This is a genomic window from Photobacterium rosenbergii (genome assembly GCF_003026455.1).
Lineage (GTDB): Bacteria > Pseudomonadota > Gammaproteobacteria > Enterobacterales > Vibrionaceae > Photobacterium > Photobacterium rosenbergii.
The window spans coordinates 265,155-280,042 of the sequence record NZ_PYMB01000003.1 but is presented as its reverse complement, the minus strand read 5'-3'; the positions used below and the strand labels follow the sequence as shown (position 1 = coordinate 280,042).

The window sequence follows — 14,888 nt, the reverse complement described above, 5'->3', positions numbered from 1 at the left end:
GCTTGGAAATAACAGGCAAACAAAAAGCCCATGACCTAATCAGATCATGGGCTTGGCATTTTACGAGAGATCAAGCGAATAGCGAAAGCTCAAGGAGATTACTGAAAGTTCGCCAGTGCGGAGTCCATCGCTGTCATTACGGCTTGAACTTTTTGATCGTTCAATGCATCGGGGTGCGGTTGACCAAACTGGCCGATGTCGTTGTCGAAGTACAGACCGTGGGCATTAGCAAATTCATCAGACAGTGCACCGCGCACCAAAATATCTGCACCGACACTAAGATCACTACCAGCAATACCAAATGCATTTTTTACCATTTTACTGCCAAGCAGTGACTTGGGATTGACTGACGCGATCATCGGGCCAGATTCTTTCAACGCAAGCCCCATGCTGCGAGACCACATAGTGATAGCCAATTTACTTTGGGCATAAGCGTCACCGGCAGAGAGTGGTTTGTCGCCTGCAAGCGCTGATAGGTCAACAGGTGCTTGGGCCGCAGAGGAGAGGTTAATCACCCGACCATTTTGTCCCAGCAGTGGTAGCAACGCTTTTGTCAGTAGGTATGGGGCAAAGGTGTTCACTGCGTAGCGTACATCAAAACCATCACCGGTGGTTGCAACAGGTGCATTGTAGACACCGGCGTTGTTAATCAAAGCATCTAAGAAGTTATGTTTTGCTGTGATTTCTTTCGCGAGCACGTCAACTTCTGACAGTTTGGACAAATCAGCCACATAGGTTTCTATTTTTGCGTTACCTTGTAACTGCTTGAGCTGTGCTTCCACATCGTTAAGCTTGGCAGGGTTACGGCCATGCAGAAGAACATGGTGGCCTTGAGATACGAGCATTTTCGCTGTTTCAAACCCGATGCCGTCGGTTGAGCCGGTAACAAGAATCACTTTTTGCATTGCTGTATTCCTTGGTGAAGTAATCACATGCTGGATGGAAGAATGCGTGGCATCCAGCAGAGCAGTTCGGTAACGCTATGAATAATAGCAGCTTTAAAAAAATTGATAATGAGATTGGCTAGCGAAACAGTTTAAACAAAATATTGATAATAGAGGCTAAAGATAATGCCGGATAACTCGAGTTAAATTAGGTTATCCGGCAACTTAATAGGGCGGTTTGCTTAATAGGGAAATCAGAAGCGATAGAGCAAGCCAACACTGAATAGGCCTACCGAGGAGTCATAGAAGTTAACATCACTGTCTTGATCGAACCAAGCCACTGTGCCGTTTGCTAGCCAATTTTTCCAGCCAAATGGACTGGCGTAAAAGGCCGATAAGCTTGCGCCAAATTGGCTGCTGTCTATTTTCCTATCATCAAACAATGGATGCCCTTCATCAAAGGACAACTCTGAAATATAGACGTTTGTTACCAGACGCCAACGATTTATCGAGTAGATATAGTTTGCGCCGAGTGAGTAACCATCATAAGCCATTGCATCACCGTCGGCATCCAGATCGACGACAGAGAACAGAGGCACTAGGCGGTGTCTCGGTGAGTCCCAAGTGAAAGTGTATTGTGCTGTGAAGCGATGAAGATCACCATTGCGGTTAAGTAAGGCTACGTCTTCAGACTCTAAGCCTTGTGATTCACCGCTTAGTTCGTCATCGATATCAACATCACGGTAAGAGTATCTGAGCTCTAAGCCTGTGCCGTACATCCGATCCCAGATTAATCGATAGCCGTTAGCCGTTCGATCCGTTTTTGTTCTCGGGGACCCGGTAAGGAAAGGATCTGACCATACTTCTGTGGCTAGCGGGGTATATAGAAAGCTGGCACCTAACACACCGGCTTTACCTATTTCTTGCCGGATACCAGCAAGCGTCGAGAAGTCAAACCGGATATAGTCTTCGAGTTGGTTACCAATAAAGACTTGTGTGCGAGAGTTGGCGAAAGTGTATGCAACCTCAGCAGCAATAACCGGTATTGCGGAATCTTCACTGCTAGCAGAGCCATCGATTGAGTTAATTGTGCTGTTACTTAAATCAACAGAGCCAAATTGGGCTAAGGTATTCGATTCAACACTCATTCCGCCGACACCGACATTTACAAAGCCAGAAAACCCACTCTCTGTGGGAATAGGCTCTATCGCATAAGCATTGGAGATAAAAGCGGTTGTCATAACTAATGGCAGTACCGGCCGAATCATATTGAAGCTCCAATTAAGTTTTAGAGATAGTGTTAAAAAATTAGGAGAATTTCTCAAAGTTGTAAAATGCAGGGAGTGTAGTTCTTATATTTAATAAAGCTGACTCAAAATTGAGTTCGGAATAAGTTGGAGGTATTTACCACTGGTGAGTCCATTTACAGGAGAGTAAAAGCAGGCCTGCGCCTGCTTTTATAGGTTGTATTAGCCCGTGATAAGAGTGGGTGACGAACTTATGTTGACCTGTTTTTTCAGCTTCTCTAAAAGGACATCTCGTTTGAATGGTTTTGGCAGGTAATCATCCATGCCACAATCAAAGCACTGCTGGATATCATCATCAAGAATAGAAGCGGTGAGCGCGATGATGTGCGTGTTTTTCAAACCTTGTTCTTGTTCCCATTCCCGTATTGATTGCGTGGCCTCAAAGCCGTTCATAACTGGCATCATGCAGTCCATCAAAATTAGCCCAATATCGCCATGGTGTTGTTGGTAGAGGGAAACAGCTTCTTGACCATTATTTGCAATCAGGTAATCAAATCCAATGCGCTTTAAATTAATACAGACAACTTGCTGGTTAACTTTATTGTCCTCAACGACAAGAATGGATTGCTTGCCACTTGGAGTGAACTCGGGAGCAGTGATGGCTATGCTCGAAGAATTTGCAACCACTTCGGGGGCATGGTTATGAGTAACAAATGCGGTTTTCAGCATATTGTTTAGACGCATACCAAACAGAGGAGCAGTAACCAGGGCAACAATATTACTCGCCGTATCATTTACTATCTCATTGTTCTGGCGAACATAAACAATGCTGAAGTTTGCCAATGTGCTGTTGGCTTGTGGTAACAAGCAAGGTTTATCGATAATCACGATGGCATTGGGCCTATTAGCAGCAAGAACCTCATCGACAGTGTGGCAATGCGTTAGTTGATAACCAAAGCGAAGTATTTCACTGACCAGTAAAGTATTGTGCTCTTCTGCCAAATACAGCACTGGCAGGCTAGAGACTTGATTAATGGTCTGCTCGTCATGCAGAAATGACAGTGTAAATGAGAAAGTGCTGCCTACGTGCTTTTGCGATTCAAGTTGGATTTCTCCACCCATCATTTCAACGATCTTGGCGGAGATAGCTAAGCCAAGACCTGTTCCGCCATACTGAGAGGATGTGTGGCTTGTCTCTTGTTTAAACTCCTCAAAGATGTGGGCCTGTTTGTCACTATCAATGCCGATCCCTGAATCTTGGACAGAGAAGAACACCTCTGTGTGTGATGAGGAGTGGCTGATTTGTTTGGCCGTAAAAGTAATCGCGCCTGAGTCCGTAAACTTAATGGCATTGGAGGCAAGGTTCATTAATACTTGGCGGACCTTTTGTTCATCTGCTTTTATGTAGTCGGGCAGGGATGTATCCATGTCGACGACCAAGTCAATGCTCTTTTGTTGGGCTTTGGGTGCGATAAGGGCCGCTGTGTCAAAAATCACTTCTTTTAGGGCACAGGTATGCGGGGCTATCTCCAAATGGCCTGATTCGATTTTGGATAAATCCAGAATATCGTTAATGAGCATCAGCAAGGTTTGTGAGGAAGCATTGATCGTGGATAGGTAGTCTTTTTGAACGGCGCTGAGTTTCGAGTCCGATAATATTTCCGTCATGCCGAGAATGCCATTGAGCGGCGTTCGAATTTCATGCGACATATTCGCTAAGAAAGCACTCTTGGCCTTATTTGCTTGTTTTTCATGCTCACGGGCATTTATCAAGTCCTGCTCTAAACGATGGGTTTGCCGGATGACATAAAGTAGAACGAGAACAATAGCAATACAGAGGGCCAGAGCGACCATTTTTTTGTAATTTTCGTATTGGTGCATGGTTATAGCGATCTGTTTCGGTGTCTCGATAAACAGATTATTTAAGGTATCTTCAAGGGAATGAATGGTATTACGAAGTGCGCCATGCATGCCATCGTTATGGGAGTAGCCGAATGTTTCGTATGTATGCTGTAATACATAAAAGGCCTGGCTAAATTCCTCGAAGCTGGTGGTTGAGAAACGTAACTCAGGTGCCGCTTCGAGTGCCTTTTGAATTTCAGTGAGGTTATTGTCGATATCGGGCAGCAGATTACTGTCAAAGTCATTGAAGAACTGATACATCAAATCCTTTGTTGTGAGGGTGAGGGCATCAATTTGTGGCGCGTTTATACCAATCAGATTTTGCTCGAAAGCAAGGGCGGTATCTTTTAATTGATCGATTAAACTTATCGATCCTTTTTCACCGAATATATTGTGTACGGTATGACTCATCGCTGCAAATTGCTGGTAATAGCTATCCACATCAGCAATGGCTTGCTGGTTTGAGTAGCTAGTTGTAATGCCATGTTCATCGAGCGATTGATTAATGCTTAACAACTCTGATTTCAGTTGAGAGTAAGCACCTTCCATTTTAGATAAATAGCTTGAATCTACTCTGGCGAGGTAATCTTTTTCATGCCGGCGTATCATCAGCATGCTATTTGAGGCTTTTATAATTTTGTGCTGCAAAGATTGAAGCTGGGTGTATTTATCATGAATAACATGATCGGTGATAAAAAAAGCGAGTAGAAGAGACAGTATGCCGATTGCCCCAGTAATAAGAAGGCGCCGGATAGACTGTGTTTGAAGAGTTTGACGTTCTTCCATGTGCTTGGATCCCTGAAAACAGAACAACTTAGCTTCAGTGTATGGTTAAAGGGAAGTAAAAGCGTGCTTGATCGAATTTTGTTATCTGATTTATGTCAAAAATGTTACATCTGACAGATTTCGGAAAGAATGGTGAGTGCAGTAGATAAGAGATTGAAAAGGCCTGAATTAAAAAAGGGCGCCCTAGGGCACCCTTTTGAAATTCTTCACGTTAACGCGAATTAGATGCGCTCAACGTTAGCAGCTTGAGGACCTTTCTGACCTTGTTCGATGTCGAAAGATACTTTCTGGCCTTCAGCTAGAGATTTGAAGCCTTCACCAGCGATTGCACGGAAGTGAACGAATACGTCAGCACCGCCGTTGTCTTGAGTGATGAAACCGAAACCTTTCTCGTCGTTGAACCACTTAACGATACCAGTTGCTTTAGACATGTGATGTCTCCTGAATAAAATAATTAATAAACGCTTGTTGCGTACTTAAGCCATCATAATGAATTACTTATGGACAAAAGAATGTTGAGCTCTTCAGGACAACGTCGCTCGATGAAGCGGTGTAACGAAGTTTTCTATTTCAATTTGTTGCATAAATAGGTCTGCATTTCAGGCCAAGCACATTAGGCCACACGAGAGGGTAGGTGGCAAGCAATTACTTTAAAATTTAATTATTTATATCGAAAAGTGTGATTTGGATTGTGCTGAAGCCATTGTTTTACTGAGGGTATACAAGAGCTTATCACTGTTTTGGCGTATTTAGCATCAAATTAGAGTGAAAGGTCGAAAATAAAGCGAAAAATTGTAGGTGGGTGATATATGTGCAACTAAGGGGTTAATTTAAAACGTAAAAAAGGGCTTAAACAGCCCTTTTGTCCAAGTGAAAACGAGAAATTAAATCTTTTCTACGTTTGCAGCTTGTAAGCCTTTTGGACCTTGCTCTGTTTCAAAGCTAACTTTTTGACCTTCCGCTAGCGTTTTGAAGCCGTCGCCAGTGATCGCACGGAAGTGAACGAATACATCAGCACCGCCGTTGTCCTGTGTGATGAAACCGAAACCCTTTTCTTCATTGAACCACTTAACGGTACCTGTTGCTTTAGACATGTTGTCTCCTGAATAACTTACATCTGTACATATGCCAATACTATTTAACCGAGGTAACAATTGAATCTTTTTGCTCCAGTTGGACTTGCAAAATAGTATTGCTAGATGAAGCGATTCAGAAGTCAATGTTGTATCAACGCCAAACATTACTGGTCAATTCAAAGATTAGGCAGCATTGGGCTAATTGCAAATAAAAAAATAAGAAAATTGTGGTGACTTTCACAGGATTTCTAATAACCTGAATCTCCACTGAAATAGTCTCACAAGTTTAACTAAATCTTACTTTCTACTTTCATCAATTTGTGATGTATCAAGTGTATACCTGTGGGATGACCAGCGTTAAGTCGATGGCGACTCGAAGCCACCAGTGGATACCTTTACCGAAACTGAAATAAGTCAAGGAAGCAGCCTGTTTTGGTTTAACTGCTCAAAATGTGACTTGAGTGGCAATACAAGTTTCTGCTATAACGGGTGCAGTTAGGTTTTGTAGATTCATATAAGGACAAACAATGAACACTATCCTAGAGCTAGTTCGTCAAACTCGTCGTAAGAACAAGCTAAAGCGTGAGATCCTAGATAACGACCGTAAAATTCGTGACAACCGTAAGCGTGTTGAATTGCTTGAAAACCTACTTGATTACATCAAAGCTGATATGACTCATGATCAGATCGTTGAAATCGTTGAGAACATGAAAGGCGATTACGAAGATCGTGTAGATGACCACATTATCATCAGCGCTGAGCTTTCTAAAGAGCGTCGTGAAGTGAGCAAGAGCGTTAAAGAATTGAAGAAAGCAGAGATCGCTTCTCACCAGTAATTCTGAAACTGTTTTACAAAAGCCCGATCAATATCGGGCTTTTTTTATGCTTTTTTTACCATGAGGCAACAATAATATGGTTAAAAATAGGTATAAACTTAAAAAACAATAATTACAGTTCCTGCTATTTTGAGGGTTATTGATTGTCTAAACATTTTGCATTCATCGCTTGCTTGCCATTGGTTGCTATTGCGGCAGAAACAGAACAGCAAAATCCAGCGAATGAAAATGAAAAACCACTCGGTTTTATCTCGGTTGATGATTTGAGGCAAAAAAGAGATGAGGAAAAGAAGTGGGGGCTAGCTGCTGTGATGCGCAGCGCTTCAATTCCCTATGCGACAGAGTCTGTTGTTGAGGATTCTACGGTCTCCACCTTCGTGCCCATGATGTTCTATCAGGGAAACCGTTTGTTCCTCAATGGAACTGAAGGCGGCCTCAATCTATACCGTGAACAAGACTGGGAAGTGAACGCCCTCGTTCGAATGCACTTTATCGATATCCCTTCTTCTTTTCAGAATGAGATAGGCGGCGACACGGCTGATTACGGTCTGCAATACAAATATCATTGGGACGAAAACTATTATACTGATTTCGAATTACTGTCTGACCCTGATGGCAGGTTTAGCTCACAACTCTCTATCGGAGGGGACTATCAATATAATGATTGGCGTTTCCTTCCCAAAGCCTCTCTGATTTGGAAAGACAGTGATTACAACAGCTATTACTATGGCTTAAACTTTGAAGATATTGATTCGGGTGTGGATGTTAAACTGGGATCTGCTTTTAGTTACCATGTCACGTCGAACTTGTATATTGTAGGTGGGGCATATGCCCGCTACTTTGATAGCAATACCCGCGATGCTGAATTGATCAGTGATAACTGGCAAGGGGAAGGCTATCTTGGCTTTGGTTTCTTCAATGATGCCAAGAAGCCTAGGAAGGCCAGTATTGGCAATAAGCCGTACTTAAGGATTGCTCACGGCTGGGCAACACCGTCGAATATGGGCGAGATCTTCAGGGGTAATGGGGAAAAAGACGAATTTAATAATCAGCTGACCTCATTCTTCTATGGTCACCCTTTAACGGATGAATTGTTTGGTTTACCGCTGGATATCTACCTGACCCCAGGTTTTGTTTGGCACTGGCATTCCGACGTTCAAAGCTCAAGCCAAGAGTATGTGATGGCGATAAAAGCCTACTATACCTTCAACTGGCCGGTAGAGTGGCGATTCGGGGTAGCGGAAGGTTTGTCGTACGTTAATCGGATCACTTACATCGAGCAGTCAGAAATGGACCGTAAAGGCTATGAGCCGAGTAAGCTTCTGAACTATTTAGATTTCTCGTTTGATGTCAATCTCGGTGATGTGTTTAACCATAAGCCTTTGGATGGCGTATGGCTTGGGTACAGCTTACACCATCGTTCAGCAATCTTTGAGAACGCATCCCAGTTTGGGCGTATCAAAGGTGGAAGTAACTATAACACGGTGTATGTGCAGTTTGATTTCTAGAGTGAGATAAGCTGTTTCGACAATCGAGAATAAAAAAGCCTTACCCATCAGTTAAACACAGTAGCGAGAATGGGTAAGGCAAGATGTGGGGCAGTGCCGCGAGAAGGCACTGCCTGACTCTTCTATAAAGATTATTGGGCTAGGGTCTCTAGTTCTAACTTCGCTTGGGCAATGCCTTTCGCAGCCATTTCATCACCCATTGCCAGTGCTTCGCTGTAGACCACTTCGACATCGGTTAGGCCTACAAAACCTAGGAAGGTTTTTAGGTAAGGCACCATAATGTCAGTGTCACCACCTTTGTGCATACCGCCACGAGTCGTTACGACAATCACTTTTTTACCTGTTAGTAGGCCAACAGGACCATTTTCTGTGTAGCTAAAAGTTACGCCAGCACGGGCAATCAAGTCGAACCAGTTCTTAAGCTGAGTCGGGATAGAAAAGTTATACATTGGCGCACCGATAACCAAGGTATCGCTGGCTTTGATCTCATCGATTAGCTGATCAGAAAGTGCAATGGCTTTAAGCTGCTTCTCGCTGAGGTTGTCACCACCGCGAAGACCGCCAGCAATTTCACCATCCAGAACCGGCAATGGCTGAGCGGCTAGGTCACGCTCAATAATAGAGGTGGTGTTCATCGAATTTACCAAGTGGTCGATAAGACCGTTTGATTGTGAGTAGTCACCGAGAATGCTTGATTTTAGTACTAGAACGTTTGACATAGTGTGCTCCTTGAAATGCATTGCCGTTTGGCTTGGAACTAACTATACGAATGGACAGCATAAGAAGATAGCGGAAAAAACCGGTGAAGATATTCGAAAAAATCGAATGGGGGATTTGCGGTATAAGATACTGATTTTGTGTGTTTTTATTTTTATTGGTGATTTGGTGGATGAATTTTGCTTGGGGTTTAAACAAAAACATCAACAAGTTGATGCTGATACTTGTCTAAAGTGAGATAGACAAAAAATAGCCCGAAACGACTCCTGTTTCGGGCTTAGGGGAATGGCTCGTGAGAGCCTTGCGCTAACTGGTTAGTAAATGGAGATCAATTACACTTTCAATGTTAGTTCAAGCAGTATGATTTGCCAGTTTTACCACTAAGAATGTTATTCATCTCTGATACTTAACAAAAATGTCCTGTTCTCTGAGCAATTATGTTGCAGTTACTTAATGCTAGTAGTAACAGCGATAAAATACTTGCTCATAAACTGGAAATTAGATGTCAAATAAGTTGGTATCTCTTACCAGCTCGCGAGGTAATCCATTTTTAATGCGGTTACCGACCCATTTGCCAATACCGATCGGGTAGTCACGGTAAGTAACAATGACCTCTCCTTTACCGGATAGGTCTTCTGGACGAATGTCTCGTCCCATAAACCATTCTTTAGCTTGCGCAGCATCTAGTGCTACGGCGGTTTTCTCTTGACCCGTGGCCAAGGTCATAATTGCCTCATGTTGCCAGCGGTAACCTTTCTTGTGCTGCTCGGCAAGCTTGATGCCGATACGCTGGAAGCGAATCTCACTAAGAAGCTTGTGAAGTTTTGCCGGGAACAGCCAGACTTCTTTGTCACGTAGCCAGATTTCACTGTCAGCAGGAATATCCAAGTCAATGTCTTGTTTGAATGCTTGGGTAATGGCTTGGCTATCTTTGCTACTTGCTAGGCTGAATGGGAATTTACCTTTGCGCTTTTTGACCGCCGGTGATTCAACGCTAGCCAGTTTGCGGATACGAGCGACAAAGAAGCCTTCACTGTCGAAGATCTGCGGGTAGACATGTAGGAAGCCTTCTTTAGTCAGGGCCTTATCTGCACCATCGAACAAATCAGACAGTGATTCAAACTCAACAGCATCACCAAATGTGTCTTTCAAATGCTGGCAGACTTTTTGGTTTTCACTGAGGTTCAACGTACAGGTGGAGTAAACCATTACGCCGCCGGGTTTCAGGGCTTGGAAACCGCTAATGATCAGGTCACGCTGAACAGCGGCAATCTCTTCCACAGATGCCAAGCTCCAGTTAGCCATTGCATCGTCATCTTTGCGAATTGCGCCTTCTCCTGAGCACGGAGCATCTAGGAGGATAGAGTCGAAAGACTCTGGGGCCCAACCACCAAATACACAGCCGTCGAAGTGGGTAAGGGCGGCATTGAAAACGCCACAGCGTTGCAGGTTCGAGTGGAGTACTTTGATGCGGCTTGCTGCCAACTCATTAGCAACCAAAGCCCCTTCATTTTTCATTGCACAGGCAATCTGAGTCGTTTTTGAACCGGGTGCAGAGGCCATATCAAGGACGCAATCAAGCTTGTCGTTATCTTTCAAAAGCGCGACAACAGGCATCATAGAGCTGGCTTCTTGAATATAGAACAGGCCCGCCATGTGCTCTGCGGTATTGCCTAGCGAGACCGACTCTTCATCTTCACGCTCAATCCAGAATCCGGTATCACACCAAGGAACAGGCGTGAGGGTCCAACCTTTGTCAGCAACACGGTTGAGAAAGTCTTCCACACTGATCTTTAGGGTGTTTACACGAATACTACGACGCAGAGGGGTTTTACAGATAGCAATGAATTCATCCATGCTCAGGTGTTCTGGCATGATTTGGCGAATTTGCTCGATGAATGCGTCTGGGATATGGATATTAGGATGCAAGGGAATGTCTCGATTATCTAGCAGTGGGGCGTAAGTTTAACATTTGTAGGTAGATAGGTAAAAGGAGGATGCTTGGCGATGGGCTTGTGGTTAAGTCTGAGTTCATCAGATCAGATTTCAAAATAAAAAAGGAGCATTGCTGCTCCTTTTATACCATGAGTTAGTGTTTCGGTATGGCTGTTCGCCAGGTCTTCCATTCTGGTTTGGCTGTATCGTGCAACAGGAAGTGGCTGTCGCTCTTGGCAATCGGAGAAAGCGGCTGGCTTTCCGGTGTGGCGAAAGCAATGCCACCACGGATCAGGCTGTCCACCGTCCCGCTCTGTAAAGTTGCACCTGTCAGGCCAATGGTGACGTCGATACCGGAGACATTCCAAAACACACTGTCTGTGCGGACGAGGTGGCTGAAGTCCTGTTCAACTTGGGCTTCAATAATGACCCTGTCGGCCAGTTCACCCAGGCTCACTTTCACCACTTCGCCTACCTGGATATCGCGGTATAGCAACGGCGTGCCTTCGCTGATCGAGTTGCGTTTTTCAGTTTCCAAAATCACGCTCAAGCCTTTGTTCTGCAATTGGGCATTGCCAAGTGTGAAGCTTTGTGAGTAATGACCCTTACCCGGCGTGACAGCAATATAACTGCTAAGCAGTGTATCTAGGTTCTTGGCCCCAGTGATGCTGATTTTCGGGCTGACAATCCAGAATTGGCTATCAACTTTTGCCAGTAGCTCGGCGTATTTCGGGAACAGGCGAGCTTTGACGATAACCTTACCAGTATTGAAGTCAGGTTCAGTTTCAACCACTTTACCGACATTGACGCCTTGGTAACGGATATCAGTATTGACCTTTATGGTTTTTGCATCAGCTGCAATCATGGTCACTAATAGGCCATAATCTTTGGCTTCTTTATAACTCTTATAAAGCTTATAACGGTTGCCATTGCGGTTGGTGACACCCTCAAGCTCATCAAAAGCGATACCACCTTTGATTAGGGTGCTGATTGGGTCCGCTTTGACATGAACGCCATCAAGCCCAGCTTCAACTTCTACGCCAGAGCGGTTCCAGAATACTGTGTTTGCTGAAATAAGGTGGCGGTATTTATTATTGACCTTCAGCTTTATCGTGACGCCGTCACGTGTTAATTCATAGCTAGCTACTTCACCCACTTCCATGTTGCGGTATAGGACAGGGCTGCCTTCTGAAATAGGTGGAAGCTCATCGGCATACAAACTAATCGCTGCAAACCCTTTGGCTTTTTCTGCGGCTAGGGTGGCAAGTTGACGGCTCTTGTAAAGCGGGTATTGGCTGAGCACTTTGCTAGAGCCCCCGCTAGTAAAGCTGATGCTTTGACTGATCAGTTGATCGGCAGGTGGGACAGAGACATCAAGCCCTTGGCTGCTCAGATTGGCTTGAATACCGCCATCAATATAGAAGCGGCTACCAGAGCGAACTAACTTGGTATATTGAGGCTGAACAATAACATTGAAGCGAACTTTAGAGCCATCAAGCCTGACCGATTTAACACGGCCAACTTCCAAGCCTCGGTGTTTGAGTTTAGTTCCTCGTTTGATGCCGTAGCTATCATCTGCATAGAGGGCAAAAGAGGCAACGCCAGGCTGCTGCTCCTGAAGTTCATCTTGGTTAATCGCAACAAACTGACGGCTAGTTTCGCCATTACCCGGGATCAGGGTCAGGAAGTTTCCTCGCAGAAGGTTGCCTATGTTCTTCACACCATTGAGAGAGAGTTCGGCTTCTTCAAGCAGCATCTTTGAACCTGTGGTTAGCAGATCACTCATCATAGGCTCAATGGCCGCATGAGCGACAATGGTCCCTCGCTCTTTATCAAGCCGTATATCGGAAATCTGACCAATCTGCAGGCCGCGATACACAATCGGTGCGCCACTTGCACTAATGTTACTGTTCTCTGGCAGGTCGATAGTAATGGCGATCCCTCGACCCGCAGTGTTCAGATCAGGATAAAGGCGGAAGAGGTGATCAGGTTCAATAGGTAATCCTTTATCGGGGGAGTCAAAAGCTATCGCGCCACTGATCATGGCTGATAGGCTTTCAAACTGAACATCAACACCGTTGAAGCCAATGTTGGCACTCATGCCACTGACATTCCAAAAACGACTTTTGTTCGTCACCAAGTTGGCGTATTGCGGCTTGATCAAGACATCAATAATGACTTGTTTGTTGTTCTGGCTGAGGCTGTGGTTGTATACCTCACCGACAGGGATTTTCTTATAGAGAACCTGCGAGCCAATATTGATTGAGCCTAAATGGGGGGCACGCAGTTGGATCTTTAAGCCTTCGCCAACAGGCGTATCGGCAGGTTGGTTATCAAGGGCGTCGAATTCATTGGCAAATTTCCCTTCACCCGGCTGCAATGCAATGTAGTTACCGGAGACGAGGGCATCAAGGCCTGAGATACCTGTGATAGAGGCTTTAGGTTTGACTAACCAAAAGCGTGTCCCTGAACGAAGGGTTTGTACGGCTTCGGGGTAGATATCCGCTTCGACATAAATACTCTTAAGATCGCCTGATAGGTTCACGTCACGGACGATACCCACTTCTAACCCTTGGTAACGGATTGTCGTCCGTCCTGCCACTAAGCCTGCAGCATCGTTGAAATGAATTTTGATCCGTTCACCGGCCTCATTGACGGCTTTGAAAACCAGCCATCCTGCGAGAACCAAGGCTAGCACGGGGAGAATCCATAGCGGGGAAATCCCGCGATCGCGCTTTATATTGACCGGTGTAGGTTGTTGATTATTTGGTCCGTTGTTCATAGTTGTCCCATATCAGACGAGAATCCAAGCTTTCAGCGGCAAGCATTGTCAGCACCACCACGACACCAAAGGCAATAGCACCAGGGCCTGGGGTGAAGTCGAGCAATTGATCACGGTCGATTAACGTTACCATGATCGAAATAACAAAGAGATCCATCATTGACCATTTGCCGATCCATTGGATAAAGCGGTATAGCTTCATGCGCTGAAGGTGATTAACACTGCGCTTGAACTGGATGGTCAAGAGGATGAAGGCCAATCCAAGGATTTTGGCAACTGGCACAACAATACTGGCAATGAAAATAATGATGGCAATGCCGAGCATATCTGAGTTCACCAACGAGGCGACTCCGGAGAAGATGGTATCTTCAACCCGCTTGCCATTATTAAGAAAGATTGAAATCGGATATAGGTTCGCAGGGAAGATGAAGACCGTCGCTGCGATGAGGTATGCCCAGGTTTTCTGGATAGACTGGGGCATGCGCTTGTGAAGCGGGAAGTCGCATCGCACACAGTTTTCATGCTCATCTTGCGTCATGTGGCAATGATGGCAGTGCCTCGCATGGCTGTACTTCTTGTGCTCGGTTTCTGGCTGCCATGCTTCCCAGTAGCGGTTGATACTGATACGGGTTAGGAGCAGGGCTGTTAGCAGTTGTAGTAGCACCAATGAATATAAACCGGGGCCGACAAAGATGTCCGCATAGTCTTGAACTTTAAAGCAAGAAATTCCCAGGCTAACAAGGAAGACATCGAACATCGCCCAGTGCTTGAGGTGTTCAATAATCCAAAGTGAGCGGCGAAACAATTTGATTCGACGGAACCGCAAACCAAGTTGCGCACCTAAGACTGAACCACAAACCAGTAAAGGGGCAATAGAACTACAAAATAGGATAAGTAAGGCGACGGCTGGAAAGTTAGGCGCAAGAGAGAAAGTGCCAGAAGTTAGCGTTGCCGGGATCATGACCCCGAATAGGCGGATAGTGATCAGGGGAAAAATATGCGCCGGGATAAAAAGGATAAGACAGGCTAGGGCAATCGCCAGTTCACTGGAAAAACGGAAATGACCACCTCGGTACAACCGGGTGTTACAACGTGGGCAATACGCACTTTGTCCCTGTTCAGCGACCTGCGGAAGCAAAGGTAAATCGCAACCGGGGCATAGTCTCGCTGTGGTCATTAACGTTTATTCCTTTAAAGTATTAATCTAAATGAACG

11 protein-coding genes are annotated in these 14,888 nt (G+C 45.0%); 2 read left to right on the top strand and 9 right to left on the bottom strand.

The genetic code is table 11. The annotated features are described in order from the left end of the window. Positions 1-98: 98 nt before the first annotated feature. The 5 genes from C9J01_RS11085 to cspE (C9J01_RS11065) form a co-directional block, all read right to left on the bottom strand. Complete coding sequence (locus C9J01_RS11085) at positions 99-905, bottom strand: SDR family NAD(P)-dependent oxidoreductase (RefSeq protein ID WP_107298199.1); 807 nt, start codon at positions 903-905, stop codon at positions 99-101. Positions 906-1,138: 233 nt separating this feature from the next. Continuing rightward, positions 1,139-2,152: a DUF2860 family protein gene (locus tag C9J01_RS11080; RefSeq protein ID WP_170114898.1), complete on the bottom strand. Its 1,014-nt coding sequence runs from the start codon at positions 2,150-2,152 to the stop codon at positions 1,139-1,141. 201 nt (positions 2,153-2,353) lie between these two features. Next, entirely contained in the window at positions 2,354-4,819 is a 2,466-nt protein-coding gene (locus tag C9J01_RS11075) for an ATP-binding protein (protein WP_107298198.1), read from the bottom strand. Between the two features lie 221 nt (positions 4,820-5,040). Further along, on the bottom strand, positions 5,041-5,250 hold the full coding sequence (gene cspE, locus C9J01_RS11070) for a transcription antiterminator/RNA stability regulator CspE (protein ID WP_036830632.1): 210 nt from the start codon (positions 5,248-5,250) through the stop codon (positions 5,041-5,043). A 453-nt stretch (positions 5,251-5,703) separates the two neighbouring features. Beyond that, a complete protein-coding gene (gene cspE / locus C9J01_RS11065; RefSeq protein WP_039461130.1) occupies positions 5,704-5,913 on the bottom strand; it encodes a transcription antiterminator/RNA stability regulator CspE in 210 nt (69 codons plus the stop codon). Positions 5,914-6,422: 509 nt separating this feature from the next. Here cspE (C9J01_RS11065) and C9J01_RS11060 point away from each other — a divergent pair. Next, the gene (locus C9J01_RS11060; RefSeq protein ID WP_039461131.1) at positions 6,423-6,731 is read left to right on the top strand and encodes a DUF496 family protein; all 309 of its coding nucleotides are present in this window, start codon (positions 6,423-6,425) and stop codon (positions 6,729-6,731) included. Positions 6,732-6,979: 248 nt separating this feature from the next. Beyond that, complete coding sequence (locus tag C9J01_RS11055; protein WP_237156954.1) at positions 6,980-8,239, top strand: MipA/OmpV family protein; 1,260 nt, start codon at positions 6,980-6,982, stop codon at positions 8,237-8,239. A 131-nt stretch (positions 8,240-8,370) separates the two neighbouring features. Here C9J01_RS11055 and C9J01_RS11050 read toward each other — a convergent pair whose 3' ends face one another. The 4 genes from C9J01_RS11050 to C9J01_RS11030 all read right to left on the bottom strand — a co-directional run bounded on the left by C9J01_RS11050 (position 8,371) and on the right by C9J01_RS11030 (position 14,850). Then, the gene (locus C9J01_RS11050; RefSeq protein ID WP_107298197.1) at positions 8,371-8,958 is read right to left on the bottom strand and encodes an FMN-dependent NADH-azoreductase; all 588 of its coding nucleotides are present in this window, start codon (positions 8,956-8,958) and stop codon (positions 8,371-8,373) included. A gap of 496 nt (positions 8,959-9,454) precedes the next feature. Then, positions 9,455-10,885 carry a 16S rRNA (cytosine(1407)-C(5))-methyltransferase RsmF gene (gene rsmF / locus C9J01_RS11040; RefSeq protein WP_107298195.1) on the bottom strand — a complete coding sequence of 477 codons (1,431 nt, stop codon included), beginning with the start codon at positions 10,883-10,885 and terminating at the stop codon, positions 9,455-9,457. Positions 10,886-11,045: 160 nt separating this feature from the next. Further along, complete coding sequence (locus tag C9J01_RS11035; protein ID WP_107298194.1) at positions 11,046-13,673, bottom strand: MlaD family protein; 2,628 nt, start codon at positions 13,671-13,673, stop codon at positions 11,046-11,048. After that, the gene (locus C9J01_RS11030) at positions 13,654-14,850 is read right to left on the bottom strand and encodes a paraquat-inducible protein A (RefSeq protein ID WP_107298193.1); all 1,197 of its coding nucleotides are present in this window, start codon (positions 14,848-14,850) and stop codon (positions 13,654-13,656) included. Before C9J01_RS11030 ends, C9J01_RS11035 begins: the two co-directional genes overlap by 20 nt. Positions 14,851-14,888: the final 38 nt, after the last annotated feature.

Excerpts from the sequence above, each read along its gene's own strand:
- C9J01_RS11080 (WP_170114898.1), bottom strand. The coding sequence starts at position 2,152 with ATGATTCGGCCGGTACTGCCATTAGTTATGACAACCGCTTTTATCTCC.
- C9J01_RS11060 (WP_039461131.1), top strand. The coding sequence starts at position 6,423 with ATGAACACTATCCTAGAGCTAGTTCGTCAAACTCGTCGTAAGAACAAG.
- C9J01_RS11035 (WP_107298194.1), bottom strand. The coding sequence starts at position 13,673 with ATGAACAACGGACCAAATAATCAACAACCTACACCGGTCAATATAAAG.
- cspE (WP_036830632.1), bottom strand. The coding sequence starts at position 5,250 with ATGTCTAAAGCAACTGGTATCGTTAAGTGGTTCAACGACGAGAAAGGT.
- cspE (WP_039461130.1), bottom strand. The coding sequence starts at position 5,913 with ATGTCTAAAGCAACAGGTACCGTTAAGTGGTTCAATGAAGAAAAGGGT.
- C9J01_RS11050 (WP_107298197.1), bottom strand. The coding sequence starts at position 8,958 with ATGTCAAACGTTCTAGTACTAAAATCAAGCATTCTCGGTGACTACTCA.
- C9J01_RS11075 (WP_107298198.1), bottom strand. The coding sequence starts at position 4,819 with ATGGAAGAACGTCAAACTCTTCAAACACAGTCTATCCGGCGCCTTCTT.
- C9J01_RS11030 (WP_107298193.1), bottom strand. The coding sequence starts at position 14,850 with ATGACCACAGCGAGACTATGCCCCGGTTGCGATTTACCTTTGCTTCCG.
- C9J01_RS11085 (WP_107298199.1), bottom strand. The coding sequence starts at position 905 with ATGCAAAAAGTGATTCTTGTTACCGGCTCAACCGACGGCATCGGGTTT.